At 35.1% G+C, this 16618-nt stretch carries 12 protein-coding genes; 8 read left to right on the forward strand and 4 right to left on the reverse strand.

Annotated features, from left to right (window positions below; genetic code table 11):
• Positions 1-71: 71 nt before the first annotated feature.
• Complete coding sequence (locus P2W75_RS06700; RefSeq protein WP_276379703.1) at positions 72-935, reverse strand: DUF58 domain-containing protein; 864 nt, start codon at positions 933-935, stop codon at positions 72-74.
• Positions 936-1013: 78 nt separating this feature from the next.
• On the reverse strand, positions 1014-2018 hold the full coding sequence (locus tag P2W75_RS06705) for a MoxR family ATPase (RefSeq protein ID WP_008465328.1): 1005 nt from the start codon (positions 2016-2018) through the stop codon (positions 1014-1016).
• A gap of 213 nt (positions 2019-2231) precedes the next feature.
• Here P2W75_RS06705 and P2W75_RS06710 point away from each other — a divergent pair, with 213 nt between their 5' ends.
• From P2W75_RS06710 to P2W75_RS06720, 3 genes are all read left to right on the forward strand, one after another.
• Entirely contained in the window at positions 2232-3107 is an 876-nt protein-coding gene (locus P2W75_RS06710) for an aldo/keto reductase family oxidoreductase (protein WP_276379707.1), read from the forward strand.
• Between the two features lie 199 nt (positions 3108-3306).
• Entirely contained in the window at positions 3307-4062 is a 756-nt protein-coding gene (locus P2W75_RS06715) for an SDR family NAD(P)-dependent oxidoreductase (protein WP_276379708.1), read from the forward strand.
• Between the two features lie 90 nt (positions 4063-4152).
• Positions 4153-5295 carry an ATP-binding protein gene (locus P2W75_RS06720; RefSeq protein ID WP_276379710.1) on the forward strand — a complete coding sequence of 381 codons (1143 nt, stop codon included), beginning with the start codon at positions 4153-4155 and terminating at the stop codon, positions 5293-5295.
• Between the two features lie 41 nt (positions 5296-5336).
• Here the strand turns inward: P2W75_RS06720 and P2W75_RS06725 are convergent, their stop codons facing one another.
• The gene (locus tag P2W75_RS06725) at positions 5337-6080 is read right to left on the reverse strand and encodes a DUF3298 and DUF4163 domain-containing protein (RefSeq protein ID WP_276379712.1); all 744 of its coding nucleotides are present in this window, start codon (positions 6078-6080) and stop codon (positions 5337-5339) included.
• A gap of 104 nt (positions 6081-6184) precedes the next feature.
• On the opposite strand from P2W75_RS06725, the gene P2W75_RS06730 reads away from it, so the two are divergent.
• Complete coding sequence (locus tag P2W75_RS06730) at positions 6185-7327, forward strand: cystathionine gamma-synthase (protein WP_276379714.1); 1143 nt, start codon at positions 6185-6187, stop codon at positions 7325-7327.
• Positions 7328-7407: 80 nt separating this feature from the next.
• Here P2W75_RS06730 and P2W75_RS06735 read toward each other — a convergent pair whose 3' ends face one another.
• Positions 7408-8202 carry a glutamate dehydrogenase gene (locus P2W75_RS06735; protein WP_207294400.1) on the reverse strand — a complete coding sequence of 265 codons (795 nt, stop codon included), beginning with the start codon at positions 8200-8202 and terminating at the stop codon, positions 7408-7410.
• Between the two features lie 322 nt (positions 8203-8524).
• On the opposite strand from P2W75_RS06735, the gene gdhA reads away from it, so the two are divergent.
• The 4 genes from gdhA to ileS all read left to right on the forward strand — a co-directional run bounded on the left by gdhA (position 8525) and on the right by ileS (position 16616).
• Positions 8525-9868: an NADP-specific glutamate dehydrogenase gene (gene gdhA / locus P2W75_RS06740; RefSeq protein WP_207294401.1), complete on the forward strand. Its 1344-nt coding sequence runs from the start codon at positions 8525-8527 to the stop codon at positions 9866-9868.
• Between the two features lie 132 nt (positions 9869-10000).
• Complete coding sequence (locus P2W75_RS06745; protein ID WP_276379717.1) at positions 10001-12280, forward strand: T9SS type A sorting domain-containing protein; 2280 nt, start codon at positions 10001-10003, stop codon at positions 12278-12280.
• 90 nt (positions 12281-12370) lie between these two features.
• Positions 12371-13084: a DNA repair protein RecO gene (gene recO, locus P2W75_RS06750; protein ID WP_276379719.1), complete on the forward strand. Its 714-nt coding sequence runs from the start codon at positions 12371-12373 to the stop codon at positions 13082-13084.
• Positions 13085-13214: 130 nt separating this feature from the next.
• Positions 13215-16616, forward strand: coding sequence for an isoleucine--tRNA ligase (gene ileS / locus P2W75_RS06755; RefSeq protein WP_276379721.1), 3402 nt, complete (start codon positions 13215-13217; stop codon positions 16614-16616).
• The last annotated feature ends 2 nt before the right edge of the window (positions 16617-16618 follow it).

Raw genomic sequence — 16618 nt, forward strand, 5'->3', positions numbered from 1 at the left:
TAAATACTTCCTTAATCACAAGTCACACCACATCATAAATCAAAAATCGTTAATCAAAAATCAAAAATTATTTATCGTGATTTGAAATAGCCTAATAGTTTGGTAACATAATTTTCGTCAACTCTGGTGTTGACAATTCCTGCTCCAGATTTACGGAAAGTATCTTTGAAATAATTCACTCTTTCCTGATAATGCTTTTCGTAATTCAATCGCACTGTTTTTGAACTCGTGTCTACCAACTGTGTTTTTCCGGTTTCGGCATCCAGCATTGTTACCATTCCTAAATTCGGAATTCTTTCTTCGCGGATGTCATACACACGAACGCCTGTAAGGTCATGCTTTTTTGAAGCAATTTTCAAACTATGCTCGTAATTATCCGACATAAAATCTGAAATCATAAAAACAATGGCTTTCTTTTTTTGTGTTCCCGATAAGAATTTCAAAGCCTGTCCAACATCTGTTTTGTGACTTTTTGGTTCAAACTCGATCAATTCGCGGATGATTCTCAAAACGTGCGAACGCCCTTTTTTGGGAGGAATGTATAGTTCAACATTATCCGAAAATAATATCAAACCAATTTTGTCATTATTTTGTGTAGCAGAAAAGGCCATTGTAGCCGCAATTTCGGTTACGATATCTTTCTTGAACTGGCTTTTGGAACCAAAACCTTCAGAACCCGAAATATCAACCATTAAAACCATGGTTAATTCACGTTCTTCTTCAAAAACTTTTACGTGGGCTTCGTTATAACGTGCGGTTACATTCCAATCGATGTTACGAATATCATCTCCGTATTGGTATTGACGTACCTCGCTAAACGTCATTCCTCGTCCTTTAAATGAAGAGTGGTATTCACCCGAAAAGATATGATTGCTCAGTCTTTTGGTTTTGATTTCTATTTTCCGTACTTTTTTTAAAAGCTCTTTTGTATCCATTCTGATTTGGTTTATGGTTTGTGGTTGTTGGTTGATGGCGTATGAACCATCAACAAAAAACTATCAACCATCAACTTTTTAAGGTACTTCAATCTCGTTTACGATTTTGTTGATAATGTCTACAGAAGTAATGTTTTCGGCTTCAGCTTCATACGTGATTCCCACTCTGTGGCGTAAAACATCATGCACAACTGCACGAACATCTTCTGGGATTACATAGCCGCGGCGTTTGATAAAAGCGTAACATTTAGCAGCATTTGCTAAGTTGATACTTCCACGCGGAGATGCTCCAAAGCTGATAAGCGGTTTTAAATCGGCTAATTTGTATTTTTCAGGATAACGTGTAGCAAAAATGATATCCAAAATGTATTTCTCAATTTTTTCATCCATATAAACTTCACGAACCGCTTCCTGCGCACGTAAAATTTGATCTACCGAAACTACAGGATTTACTTTTTCAAAGCTTCCTTTTAGGTTTTGGCGGATTACGAAACGTTCTTCGTCAATTTTTGGATAATCAATAACAGTTTTCAACATAAAACGGTCAACCTGTGCTTCAGGAAGCGCATATGTTCCTTCTTGTTCAACAGGGTTTTGAGTTGCTAAAACTAAAAACGGACGGTCTAATTTGAAAGTTGAATCACCAATTGTAACTTGCTTTTCCTGCATTGCCTCAAGAAGTGCAGACTGTACTTTTGCAGGAGCACGGTTGATCTCATCGGCAAGTACGAAGTTGGCAAAAATTGGCCCTTTTTTAATTGAGAATTCGTTTGCTTTAATGTTGTAAATCATGGTTCCGATAACATCGGCAGGTAATAAATCCGGCGTAAACTGGATACGGCTGAAAGAACCCTGAACTGCTTGCGATAAAGTATTAATCGCTAAAGTTTTTGCTAACCCCGGAACACCTTCTAATAAAATGTGACCCTGACCTAATAGACCGATTAATAAACGCTCGACCATGTGTTTCTGGCCCACAATAACTTTGTTCATTTCCATTGTAAGAAGGTCTATAAAAGCACTTTCTCTCTCAATTTTTTCATTTATCGCTCTAATGTCTAAAGTCGTTGTATTTTCTTCCATATAGATATTTTTATAAACCTTGATTTTTACGCCTGTTTTTTGAGAGTGCAAATTGAATATTTTTTGAGAAGTAAGATGTTAAAGAATGGTTAAAACTTCGACCAATAACCTAATTTTAAGGACGAATTGTGATTCTATTTTTATATTTTTAAGAACTTTGATGAATATGCTTTTTCAAAGCATATTTTTTATCAAAAATAACGCATTACAACCATGAGTAAAACAGCATTATCGCCTATTATTTCAGGCACTATGAATTGGGGAATCTGGGATAAAAACCTGACAACTAAAGAAATGGAAAACATGATACAAATTTGTATCGAAAACAAAATTACTACTTTTGATCACGCCGATATTTACGGAGATTATACCACCGAAGCAGATTTTGGAAAAGCTTTTAAAACAAGTAAAATTTCAAGAGAAAAATTACAGTTAATTACCAAATGCGGTATTCAGATGGTAACTGAAAACCGACCTGAAAACAAAATTAAATATTACGATTATTCTAAAGATTACATCATTAAATCTGTTGAAGGATCGTTAAAGAATTTGAAAACAGATTATGTTGATGTGTTTTTACTGCACAGACCAAGTCCCTTAATGCAGGCCGATGAAATTGCGGAAGCTGTTGAAAAATTAAAAGCCGATGGAAAAATCATCGATTTTGGGCTTTCAAATTTCACAAGTTCCCAGACTGAATTGATCCGCCAGAAAACCGAAGTAAGCTACAATCAAGTACAGTTTTCGGCAACGCATTTTGAACCAATGGTTGACGGAAGTTTAGATTATATGCAGACACATGGAATTCGTCCGTTATCCTGGAACCCGCTTGGAACTGTTTTTAGAGAAGACACCAAAAAAACACGTCGTTTGAAAAAACTGTTTTCGACCTTATTGGAGAAATATCACTTAGGCGCAGATACTCTTTTATTAGCATGGGTTTTAAAACATCCGGCTGGAGTTATTCCAATTGCTGGAACGGTTAACGTTGCCAGAATTCAATCTCTAGTAAAAGCAGCAGAATTGGAAATGGATAAAGAAGATTGGTTTGCCATCTGGACAGAAAGTATGGGCGAAGATGTGCCTTAATTTCTTTTAGTGTTCAGTGGACAGTTAGTGTTCGGTTTTGTACTGAAAAAAAATAAACACGTAGAAACGTAGATTTTTGATGTTCTTTAAAGAGATTTTTTAGCGTTTCACTTTCACATAGCTATGTGTTGATTTAAATGAAATGCCTTTCTAGATAAAGCTGAACTATGTTTCTACGTGTTAAAACAAAATATTTACAATGAAAAAAACAGTTTTAATTACTGGTGCCACAAGCGGAATTGGAAAAGCAACTGCTCAGATTCTGGCAAAAAACAATTATAAAGTAGTGCTTTGCGGAAGGCGTAAAGAGCGTTTACAAGAACTGGAAAACGAACTTTCGGCTTTTACCGAAGTATATTCTCTTGATTTTGATGTTCGAGATAAAGATGCCGTTATTGAAAAAATAAACGCATTGCCAGAAGCTTTTTCGGATATTGATATTTTAATTAATAATGCAGGAAATGCCCATGGATTAGATCCAATTCAAACAGGAGATTTAGATGATTGGGATGCTATGATCGATATTAATGTAAAAGGACTTTTATACGTTTCGAAAGTGGTGATTCCGAAAATGACGGCTAAAAATTCTGGACACATTATCAATATTGGATCAACGGCTGCGAAAGAAGTATATCCAAACGGAAATGTGTATTGCAGTACAAAACATGCTGTTGATGCGATTACAGCTGGAATGCGAATTGACTTGAATCCATTTGGAATTAGAGTAGGAGCAATTCATCCTGGAATGGTAGCAACAGAATTCAGCGAAGTTCGTTTTAAAGGAGATATTGAAAGAGCTTCAAATGTATATAAAGGATTTGATCCGCTTCAAGCAGAAGATATTGCAGATATTATTCATTTTGTGGTTTCAAGACCGTATCATGTCAATATTGCTGATCTGGTTGTAATGAGTACGGCACAAGCTTCTTCGACAATTGTGAAGAAAAATATTTAAGAAGATTTATTGAAAGAGGCGCACAACAATGCGTCTCTTTTCAGGTTTTAAGATTACATTTTGATTGGTTATCCATAAATAATAAAAAGTATGATTAATAAGCGCCTTTTAATAAAAAACCTACTAGCTCACAATGACGAGAGCAGTTTTTATGATAAAAAAAGGCAGCTGAATCTGCATTCGAGAGAAGGTAAAGCTAAATTTTTAAAGCACATCTGCGCACTTTCCAATTCAAATCCTGCAAACAACTCTTATATTGTTGTAGGTGTTGAAGATCAGGATAACGAAATTGTAGGCGACGATTTTTTTGACGACAGCCGAATACAAAATCTCGTTAATGCTTTCCTCGAAAATCCTCCTAAAATTCAATATGAAAACGTTCCATTTCCGAATCTTCCAAAAGATAGAGTAATAGGTCTTGTAACCATAAAACCCAAAAGCCAGGTTTCGTTTTTCAAAAAAGGCATTCATACCATTTTAGCAAACACCGTTTTTATTCGTATTGGCAGTAATTCTGTTCCAGTCGAGGAAGGCACAGAAATCGAAAAGAATTATCAAAATACAGAAACCGTTATCGGAATCGAAAACAGTTCTCGAAACAGTATTCAATATACACTTGACGGCGTAATTGATTTTATGAATTTCAGGCACAAAGACATGGCACCGAAATACCGTGTTTTTAAAGAACTGTTTGTGATTTGCTGGGCGGGAGTTCCTAAAAAATCCAGAGATAAGACTTTTTTATCACGTGTCGATATTGAGTTGATTAACGAGCAGGTTAAGCTTTTTTATTCGGCTCAAGATGTAGTGACTATAGTGTATAATGATGATAGTTTTACGATTACAGAATATGTTCCTTTAGGGCTAAATGATAAAACGAGTTATTATCCTTTAGAAGAACAAACCATTCATTTTTTTGATAACGGTTATTATAAAATTGACCGTCAGATACTTTTTCAGCCTCCAGAATTTAATCGAAAAATGCTCTATCACATTTACAATTCAAATCTGGCATTGCTTCAAAAATTGGATAAAGGAATCGCTTTATCTGATCGAGAATTAAAAGATCTGGCAAATCTGCCTTCGACTTTTATGATTTGTTATTTAAATGGTTTTGAAGATGCTCGACAAAGATTAATCGATGCCAAATTGCTTTTAAAACCTTTTGGGAATGTGTATTCGTCTTTTAAAGAAGCTTTACGAGTTTTAAGAAAGATGAAATATGATGTTTAATGAAAATGAAGGTTCAGAGTTACAAAGTGGCAAAGGTTTTCTTATTGAAATTTCAAATATTTCCTCACTTTATCATACGGAAAAAGGATTTCTTTTGGACCATCTGCGTAAGAAGCGGCTTCGTATGAGTTGTAATATAAAAGAAGACCTCCAGAAGTATAAAAAATGTTTTGCGAGAGTTGGAATTTGTCATTTTCAAACATTAATCCAGTTGCATTTATATTGGCTTTTGCGGGGATTTTATATTTGGCTCTGAATTCTTTTTCGGCGAAAGCTTTAAATGCTTTTTCGTCTTTAAACAATTGGTCGTTAAAAATGAATTTTCCAGTTTTTTTATCAAATAGTAAGGATCGGAATCCTTGATAACCATGAGCGCCGCCTGTAAAAGTATAATGGTCAATTTTGATGTTTATAATCTGATCTGATTCAAATTCTACATTGCCCGTTATTTTTCCTTCCCAGCCAAAAGTATCATGCGGGAATTTTTTGTGCATTTCTTCATAAGAGGCAATAAACGATTTGGTCAATGATTGGTAATCATTCACTTTTGTTGAGTCCTCTCCAAAATAAACAATTTCTTTTATGACATTAAAAACTTTTTTGTTGATACTGTCGGCAACAACTTTTTTATTTTTGGCAATTGGTACTTCAATTGAGATATTTGGGCAGTCCGTTTTGCACGGAATTGTGGATTTTTCTTCAAATGCTTCATTGTCAAATGAAAGCTCTTTTTTGCAACTTGTAAAAATCAAACACAATAAGATTATAAATATGTAATTTTTCATATCAAAAAGTGTTAATTATCTACAAAGGTAAGAAGTTGTATCCCGATAAAATAAATTAAAAAGTAAATTTGTAAAAGAATTAAGGATTTAAAATTAGTAACTATATGAAATTCAATACAAAAGTAATACACGGCGGTCAGCATCATGATCCAAGTACAGGAGCTGTTATGCCTCCGGTGTATCAAACGTCGACTTTTATTCAGACAAGTCCGGGAAAACCTCTGGCAGATTATGAATACAGCCGCGCATCAAACCCAACTCGTACGGCTTTAGAAAATGCTTTGGCAAGTATTGAAAATGGAACACGCGGACTGGCTTTTTCATCTGGTCTGGCAGCAACCGACTGTATTTTGAGATCGTTTAAAGCAGGCGACGAAGTTATTGCAATGGACGATTTATACGGAGGAACTTACCGTATGTTCTCGAGAATATATAAGGATTCAGGAATTAAGTTTCATTTTGTAGATATGACCGATATTGCCAAACTGAAGTCTTTAATTAATGAAAACACAAAATTAGTCTGGGTTGAAACGCCAACCAACCCATTAATGAAACTGGCAGATATTGCAGAAATTGCTAAAATTACAAAAGAACATAAAATCTGGTTTGCTGTCGATAATACTTTTGCAACACCTTACCTTCAAAAACCTTTAGATTTAGGCGCTGATATTGTAATGCACTCAGCAACGAAATATTTAGGCGGCCATTCTGATGTTATTGCTGGAGCTTTAATTGTAAAAGATGAAGCACTTGGAGAGCAGTTACATTTCCAGCAGTTTGCGACTGGTGCTACTCTAGGGCCAATGGATAGTTTTTTGGTTTTAAGAGGAATCAAAACTTTGGCTTTACGAGTACAGAGACATTGCGAAAACGGAGAAAAAATCGTAGAGTTTTTAAGCAAACATCCCAAAATTAATACGGTTTATTATCCGGGATTACCGAATCATCCGTTTCATGAAATTGCTAAAAAACAAATGAAAGCGTTTGGCGGAATGGTTTCGTTTACTTTTAAATCAGGTAAAAAAGAAGATGCAGTTGCGTTTTTAGAGAAACTGGAGGTATTTACTTTGGCGGAATCTTTAGGTGGTGTAGAGTCTTTGGCAAATCATCCAGCTTTAATGACTCACGCTTCGATTCCAGCAGATAAAAGAGCCGAAGTTGGAATTACTGATGACTTAGTGAGATTAAGTGTTGGTATTGAAGATGCAGAAGATTTAATTGCAGATTTAGAACAAGCGTTATCTTAAATAAACCTCAAATAAAATCCCAAATTCCGATTTTAATAATCTTGGAATTTGGGATTTTTTATATTGTAATTTTTCTAGATTTAGAATTCTAAATAGTAGATATATCCGAAGTTAAACCATACCTGCCAGTCATTTGACTTGTTTTCTGTATAGATTTGTTTATTAGGATTTAGTCCGTCGATCCAGTCAGAACTGTACATTTGAAAACGTGTTTCAAACATTAAATCACTCATGGTAGTCAATTTGTAATGAACTCCTACACCTGCTGTTGCAGCCACTGCGATTCCTGTTTCATTAGAAAATCCATGTGCACGTCCGTCAGAAGGAGTTAAATATTTACCAGGCGTAACAGTTGGAAGTGTCATATCTCCTAATTTTGAATTCAATTTAGCTGAATAATAAGATACTAAAAATCCAGCACTGAAATAAGGGCTTATTCCGCCAACAGAATTTTCAAAATTGTGAATACTTCTAAAAGGTGAATATTCTAGCTGAGCACCAATTCCAAGCAAAGTTGAAGTTCCTTTCATGTTTCTCAACTGAGTAGCAAATAACTCATTAGGTTTTCTTTCTACCCATTCTCCAAAGTGTCTCAGGTTAGTTCTGCTGAAAGACAATTCAGATCTGATTTTAAAATGCTCAGGAAAATAACGATCTCTGCTATTTGCTGCAGAAAAGTTCAGCCAGTGAACCAGACCAATACCAATACCAGTATTGTTAATATTGGTGTCAGCATTATTTCTTTCTCCAAAATCAGATTGTAAAGTTATGGGACCTGCTATAATTCCGATCTCGTGTGCAAGATCTGATTGAGCATTGGCAATTGTCGAGATGCCAAATAAGGCGAATAATGTGATATATAGGTATTTAAACATTTTCGTGGGCTTAAAATATTGGCAAATATATAAAAAAGCTAGTCCAAACAAAATATTAAATTCGTCTATTAAACAATTAGTAACAAAACACTTAATTTTCTGACTTTAACTCGATGCTTTCGATGTAATTTCGGAAGTGTAAAATTGGTTTTCAGGGTTTGTTTAAAAATAACACAATTCTCTGCGGAAAACAAAAAAAAATAACAAAACGTATGCAATTTGATGTATCTTTGTCTGTTGTAACGAAAACGTTTTCTTAAAACGTATTTTCCTGTTATAATTGATTGATTTAAAAACTATTATTTGAATAATTTATTTAAAAATGGAACAAAAAATAAATGAATTTATGGCTCTGGTTGAGTCAAAAAATCCGAACGAGCCAGAATTTCTTCAAGCAGTTAGAGAATTTGCAGAGACGGTAATTCCATTTATCGCCGAAAGAAAAAAATACGATGGTAAAAATTTACTGTTAAGAATAGCTGAACCAGAAAGATCGGTAATTTTTAGAGTTCCGTGGGTTGACGACAAAGGAGAAATCATTGTAAACAGAGGATTTAGAATTCAAATGAACTCTGCAATTGGTCCTTATAAAGGTGGAATCAGATTTCATCACACAGTAAATTTATCTGTTTTAAAATTTTTGGCTTTCGAGCAGGTATTTAAAAATAGTTTGACAACTCTTCCAATGGGTGGAGGAAAGGGAGGATCTGACTTTGATCCTGAAGGAAAATCGGATGGAGAAATCATGCGTTTCTGCCAGTCATTTATGACTGAGTTATGCCGTCATATTGGTCCAGATCTTGACGTTCCTGCTGGAGATATTGGAGTAGGAGCGAGAGAAATCGGATATTTATTTGGCCAGTACAAAAGAATCAGAAATGAGTTTACTGGAGTTTTAACTGGAAAAGGACTTGCATACGGAGGGTCGTTAATCAGGCCAGAAGCTACAGGCTATGGTGTGGTATATTTTACAGATCAAATGCTTCGTACAATCGGACATGAGATTAAAGGTAAACGAGTGGCGATTTCTGGATTTGGAAACGTAGCTTGGGGAGTTGCTTTAAAAATAAATGAATTAGGCGGAAAAGTAGTAACTATTTCTGGTCCTGATGGATATATTTATGATGAAGAAGGAATCTCTGGAGAAAAAATCGATCACATGCTTGAAATGAGAGCAAGCGGTGATAACAGAGCCGAAAGATATTTAGAGAAATATCCAAATGCTGTTTTCCACAAAGGAAAAAGCCCTTGGGAAGTAAAAGTAGATATTGCTATTCCATGTGCAACTCAAAATGAGTTAAACGGAGACGATGCTAAAAAATTAATTGATAATGGTGTTTTATGTGTAACAGAAGCGGCAAACATGCCTTCTACTTTAGACGCTATTAAACTTTTCTTAGACAATAAAGTCCTTTTTGCCCCAGGAAAGGCCGCTAATGCCGGTGGTGTTGCTGCTTCAGGATTAGAAATGACTCAAAACTCGATCCGCTTAAACTGGACAAGTGAAGAAGTTGATTTGAGATTGAAAGAAATTATGATTGGAATTCACAACCAATGTAAAAAATACGGTGCAGAAGAAGACGGATATGTTAACTACGTAAAAGGAGCTAACATTGCCGGATTTGTAAAAGTTGCCGATGCTATGCTTGCACAAGGTGTAGTTTAAGATTAATTACAATTGAAAAATGCCCTCATTTGTCTTTTTTGATGAATCGAGGGCATTTTTTTGTTTCCTAAAGAACAAAATTCTATTACTTTCGTTTGTAGTATATTTGTCTATCCGAGAATATATTTTAAAATGAAAAAGAACTTTCTGTCTATCCTAAGTTTATTATTGTTTCAATTTGGTTTTGCGCAAGGATTATCTTGGCAGGGCTACTTTTCATTTAATGAAATTAAAGGTATTTCAGAATCTTCAACCTCTGTTTTTGCTGCTTCAGAAAATGCTCTCTTTTCTAAAAATTCAACCTCAAACGCTATAAAAACCATCACCACGGTTGATGGGCTTTCAGGGCAAACCATATCAGCGGTTTATTATAGTCCTTCTTTCAAAAAAACAATTGTCGGTTACGAGAATGGTTTAATGACCTTAATTAATGAAGCTGACGGTAGTATTGTAAAAAAAGTAGATATTATAAGTAAACAGCTGGCGGCAAATCTCAAAAAAATAAATCACATCATGGAACATAACGGATTTCTGTATGTTTCTTGTGATTTCGGTATTGTACAATTTAATTTGACGACATCGCAATTTGGAGATACCTATTTTATTGGTGATAACGGAGCCGAAATTAGTGTCAAACAAACCGCTTTTTATAACGGATTTATTTTTGCAGCTACTTCAAGCGGTATCAGAAGAGCTAATATTACAAATCCTAATTTAAACGATTTTAGCCAGTGGACTCTTGTAAGCGCAGGATCATGGTTGGGTGTTGCAGCTGTAGATGCTGAACTCGCTGTCGTTAATTCTACAGGAAATGTTCAACGTTATAACGGAAATGATTTTACAGCGTTTTTACAGCTTCCATCTCCACCAACTGGATTTCATGTTGTCAATCATAATTTATTAGCAACCACTTCTGGAGCTGTTTCTATTTTAAATAATCAATTAGCATTGACTCGTCAGATTTTAAATTCACAACTTCCCGAAGCCAATTTGACCTTTTCATGTGCTTCAGCAGTTGGCGATATTTTATACATCGGAACAAAAGAAAAAGGGCTGTTTTCCACCTCTCTTTCAAATCCTGGAACTTTTGAAAATTCCACTCCTGAAGGCCCTTTTCGAAATAACATCTTTTCATTAGATGCCACTCCGAATGTGCTTTGGGCGGTTTATGGAGATTATGACACCTATTACAATCCTTATGAACTGGACAGTTATGGTATAAGTAAACTTAATAACTCAAAATGGTTAGATATTCCATATTCAGAAGTTTATGATGCAAAATCAATTACACGGATAATTGTCAATCCAAACAATGAAAAACAGGTTTATGCCAGTTCTTTTTTCTCTGGATTGCTCCGAATTGAAAATGATATTCCGAATCTTTTATATAACGAAAAAAACAGCGGACTCGAATCTTTGACTTTTGCAGGGCCCAATTATATCGATGTTCGTATTAACGGAACTGCCTTCGATAAAACAGGAAATTTATGGGTAACCAACAGCCGAATCAAAAACGGATTGAAAGTTTTAAAAACCAATGGTCAATGGCAGAGTTTTGCCACAAGTTCAATTTTGACCGATGCAGAACAAACCAATTATTCAAACATTGTTATTGATAAAAATAATGTCAAGTGGATTTCAACCAGCAGCGAAGGTGTAATTGCTTTTAATGAAAGCACCAACACGTTCAAAAAAATAACCACTGGAGCTGATGCCGGAAATTTACCAATTGCCGATGTCAGATCGGTAGCGTTAGATACTAAAAACCAACTTTGGATTGGAACAACAAAAGGATTACGTGTTTTGTCTAATGTTGGAAGTTTTCAAGCAGAAGGGCAAATGAAAGCCAATCCGATTATTATTACAGATGATAATCTGGCTCAGGAATTAATGTATGAACAATTTATTACCTCAATTGTAGTCGATGGCGCGAATAATAAATGGATTGGTACGGTAGATTCTGGTATTTTTATGGTTTCTCCAAATGGTCAGGAAACCAAATACCATTTTACGATAAACAATTCGCCGCTGCCAAGTAATGTGATCAACGATATTAAAATCAACAGCACAACTGGAGAAGTATTTATAGCGACCAATAAAGGAATGATATCCTTCAAAGGAATCGCAACAGGTGCTAATGATGATTTAAATAACGTATATGTTTATCCAAACCCGGTTCGTCCTAATTATACAGGAACTGTAAAAGTTGCTGGACTGCTGGATAAAGCAAATGTAAAAATTACCGATATCGAAGGAAATCTAGTATACGAAACAACTTCTGAAGGCGGAACAATAGAATGGGACACAACCGCTTTCGGAAATTATAAAGTTTCTTCAGGTGTTTATATGATTTTTATTTCAGCACAAGACGGCGGAGAAACGAAAGTTAAGAAAGTAATGATTATTCGATAAGTGTTCAGTATTCAGTGTTCAGTTTTAGTGATCAGTCGGAATGGTTTCTATAAAAATCTAAAATCTACATTCTAAAATCTAAAATTAGTCGTGCTCGTCAAAACCAAAGCCATAGTAATCTCTTCTTTAAAATTTCAGGAAAAAAGCTTGATCGTAAAATGCTTTACGCTTTCAAACGGACTGAAATCTTATTTTGTGCGCGATGCTTTTTCAAGTCGGAAAGCAAATCAAAAGATTGCTTATTTTCAGCCGTTTTCGATTTTAGAAATTGAAGCCGTTCATAAAAATAAAGGCACTTTAGAGAATTTTAAAGAAATAAAAAGTGCCATTCCGTTTCAGAGCATTCATACTGATATTGTGAAGAGTACAATGGTAATGTTTCTTTCAGAAATGCTGCATTATTCCATTCAAGAAGAAGAAAAAAACGAACAGCTTTTCCTGTTTTTAGAAACTGCACTTACTTGGTTGGATCATCATGACGAAATCTCCAATTTTCATTTAATTCTACTTTTAGAAATCACAAAATACCTCGGGTTTTATCCTGATGTTTCTGAAATTGATTTGCCTTTTTTTGAAATGAATGAAGGTATTTTTACACTTTTTCAAAAAGCAAATGTACTGTCTGAACACGAAACAAATTTGTTTAAAAAATTATTGGAATTAAAATTTGATAACGATCAAAAAGTTTTTCATGTGGCAGAAAGACAAATACTTCTTAAAATCCTGATTGATTATTACAGTTTGCATCTGGAAGGATTCAAAAAACCAAAGTCTTTGGATATTTTAAAAGAAGTTTTCTCTTAGATTGCTTGAAAGTAGCGCTTTTTTTGAGGAATCTACCTCAAATTAATCCAAATCCGTCTTTTTTCCGTCATCTTTTATCTATTTTCCTCAAAATTCCTTACTTTCGCACCTCGTTTAAGAAAAGGATAAAATGAGTACAAAATTTACTGAATACAAAGGACTTGACTTACCAACTGTAGCGTCTGAAGTTCTTGATTTTTGGAAGAAAGAAAATATATTTGAAAAGAGTGTAACAACTCGCGAAGGTGCTGAACCTTTCGTATTTTTTGAAGGTCCGCCTTCAGCAAACGGATTGCCAGGAATTCACCACGTAATGGCACGTGCGATTAAAGATATTTTTTGCAGATATAAAACTCAAAAAGGTTTTCAAGTAAAAAGAAAAGCCGGATGGGATACTCACGGTTTACCTGTTGAATTAGGTACCGAAAAAGAATTAGGAATTACAAAAGAAGATATTGGTAAAACAATTTCAATCGAAGAATATAACGAAGCGTGTAAAAGAACCGTTATGCGTTATACCGACGTTTGGAATGATTTGACGGAAAAAATGGGATATTGGGTTGATATGGAAGATCCGTATGTGACTTATAAACCAAAATATATGGAATCTGTTTGGTGGCTTTTAAAACAAATCTACGATAAAGGTTTGTTGTACAAAGGATATACCATTCAGCCATATTCTCCAAAAGCAGGAACTGGATTGTCTTCTCACGAAGTAAACCAGCCTGGCGCTTACCGTGATGTAACTGATACTACAATTGTAGCACAGTTTAAAACACTTCCAGAAACGTTGCCTTCATTCTTGCAGGGTTTTGGAGATATCCACATTTTAGCTTGGACGACAACTCCTTGGACACTTCCATCAAATACCGCTTTGACAGTGGGGCCAAAAATCGATTATGTTTTAGTTAAAACTTTTAATCAATATACTTTTGAGCCAATCAATGTTATTTTGGCCAAAAACTTAGTTGGAAAACAATTCGGAAAAGGATTTTTCTTAAGCGAAGACGATGCTGATTTTGACAATGTGAAAAATGGCGACAAAAAACTTCCATACAAAATCTTAACCGAAGCAAAAGGAGCCGATTTAGTAGAAATTCGTTACGAGCAATTATTGCCTTACGTATTGCCCTATGAAAATGCTGAAAATGCATTTAGAGTAATCGCAGGTGATTTCGTTACCACTGAAGATGGAACAGGAGTAGTACATACAGCTCCTACTTTTGGTGCAGATGATGCTAAAGTAGCAAAAGAAGCAAAACCAGAAGTGCCACCAATGCTAGTTTTAGACGAAAACGGAACTGCAGTCCCATTAGTAGATTTACAAGGAAAATTCACTTCTCATTTGGGTGATTTGGCTGGTAAATACGTTAAAAACGAATATTACGATGCAGGACAAGCTCCAGAGAAATCGGTAGATGTTGAAATTGCTATTCGATTAAAAGAAGAAAATAAAGCCTTTAAGGTTGAAAAATACGTACATAGTTATCCACATAGTTGGAGAACTGATGAGCCGTTGTTATATTATCCACTAGATTCTTGGTTCATTAAAGTAACCGATGTAAAAGATAGAATGTTCGACCTGAACGAAACTATCAATTGGAAACCTAAGTCTACTGGTGAAGGACGTTTTGGAAATTGGCTTAAAAATGCTAATGATTGGAACTTATCTCGTTCTAGATATTGGGGAATTCCGTTGCCAATTTGGAGAACTGAAGATAAAAAAGAAGAAGTTCTTATTGGCTCTGTTGAAGAATTGTACAATGCGATTGAGAAATCTATCGAAGCTGGTTTTCAAAAAGAAAATCCGTTTAAAGGTTTTGAGATCGGAAACATGTCCGAATCAAATTATGATTTAATTGATTTGCACAAAAATGTTGTGGATGAAATTACTTTAGTTTCTGCTTCTGGAAAACCAATGAAGCGCGAAAGTGATCTAATCGACGTTTGGTTTGATTCTGGAGCAATGCCTTATGCGCAATGGCATTATCCTTTTGAAAACAAAGACAAAATTGATGAGAATAAAGATTTTCCGGCTAATTTTATTGCAGAAGGAGTAGATCAAACACGTGGATGGTTCTATACCTTACACGCGATCGGAACTTTGGTTTTTGATAAAGTAGCCTACAAAAATGTTGTTTCAAACGGTTTGGTGTTAGACAAAAACGGACAAAAAATGTCTAAACGTCTAGGAAATGCAACAGATCCTTTTGAAACCATCGCAGAATACGGTCCAGATGCAACACGTTGGTACATGATTTCAAACGCTAATCCTTGGGATAACTTGAAATTTGATATCGAAGGAATTGCTGAGGTTCGTCGTAAGTTCTTTGGAACACTTTACAACACCTATTCATTCTTCTCATTATATGCGAACATCGACGGATTTAAATATGCCGAAGCTGAAATTCCATTAAACGAAAGACCTGAAATCGATCAGTGGATTATTTCTGAATTGCATACGTTAATAAAATTTGTTGACGAATGTTATGAGGATTACGAGCCTACAAAAGCAACAAGAGCGATTTCTGATTTCGTTCAGGAGAATTTAAGTAACTGGTACGTTCGTTTATGCCGTCGCCGTTTCTGGAAAGGTGAATATGCAAAAGATAAAATTGCAGCTTACCAAACGCTTTATACTTGTTTGCTTACAATCAGTAAATTAAGCGCTCCGGTTGCGCCGTTCTTTATGGATCAATTGTATCGCGATTTAACAGCTTCGACAGGAACTGAGAATTTTGCCAGCGTTCACTTGGCTGAATTCCCAAAATTTGTCGAAAACTTTGTTAATAAAACGTTGGAAAGCAAAATGCAGAAGGCGCAAACGATCTCATCTTTGGTATTATCACTGCGTAAAAAAGAAATGATTAAAGTTCGTCAACCTCTGCAAAAGGTAATGATTCCGGTACTTGACGAGGGTCAGCGTGCTGAAATCGAAGCGATTTCTGACTTGGTAAAAGCGGAGGTAAATGTGAAAGAAATTGAACTTTTAGACGATGCTTCTGGTATCTTGGTGAAACAAATTAAGCCTAATTTTAAAGCATTAGGACCACGTTTTGGTAAGGATATGGGGTTGATTTCTAAGGAGATACAAGGTTTTTCTGCAGAACAGATTAATCAGCTTGACAAGCAAGGAACGTTAGATATTGTTATTGCAGGAAATAGTGTAACTTTATCATTAGAAGACGTCGAAATAACATCGCAGGATATCGAAGGATGGTTAGTGGCAAATTCAAACGGAATTACAGTTGCACTTGACATCACCATATCTGAAGAGTTGAAAAATGAAGGTATCGCGAGAGAATTAGTAAACAGAATTCAGAATATCCGTAAAGATTCAGGATTTGAAGTTACTGATAAGATCAAAGTACAAATAAAAAGAGACAGTATTTTAGAAGAAGCTGTTTCAAAAAATGAAGATTACATAAAATCGGAAACATTAACAGACGAACTGGTTTTTGCTGACGCTTTAGAAAACGGCACAGAAATTGAGTTTGATGACATTAGAACAATGATATTAATTTCAAAATAGTT

Source organism: Flavobacterium sp. H4147, assembly GCF_029360735.1.
GTDB lineage: Bacteria > Bacteroidota > Bacteroidia > Flavobacteriales > Flavobacteriaceae > Flavobacterium > Flavobacterium endoglycinae.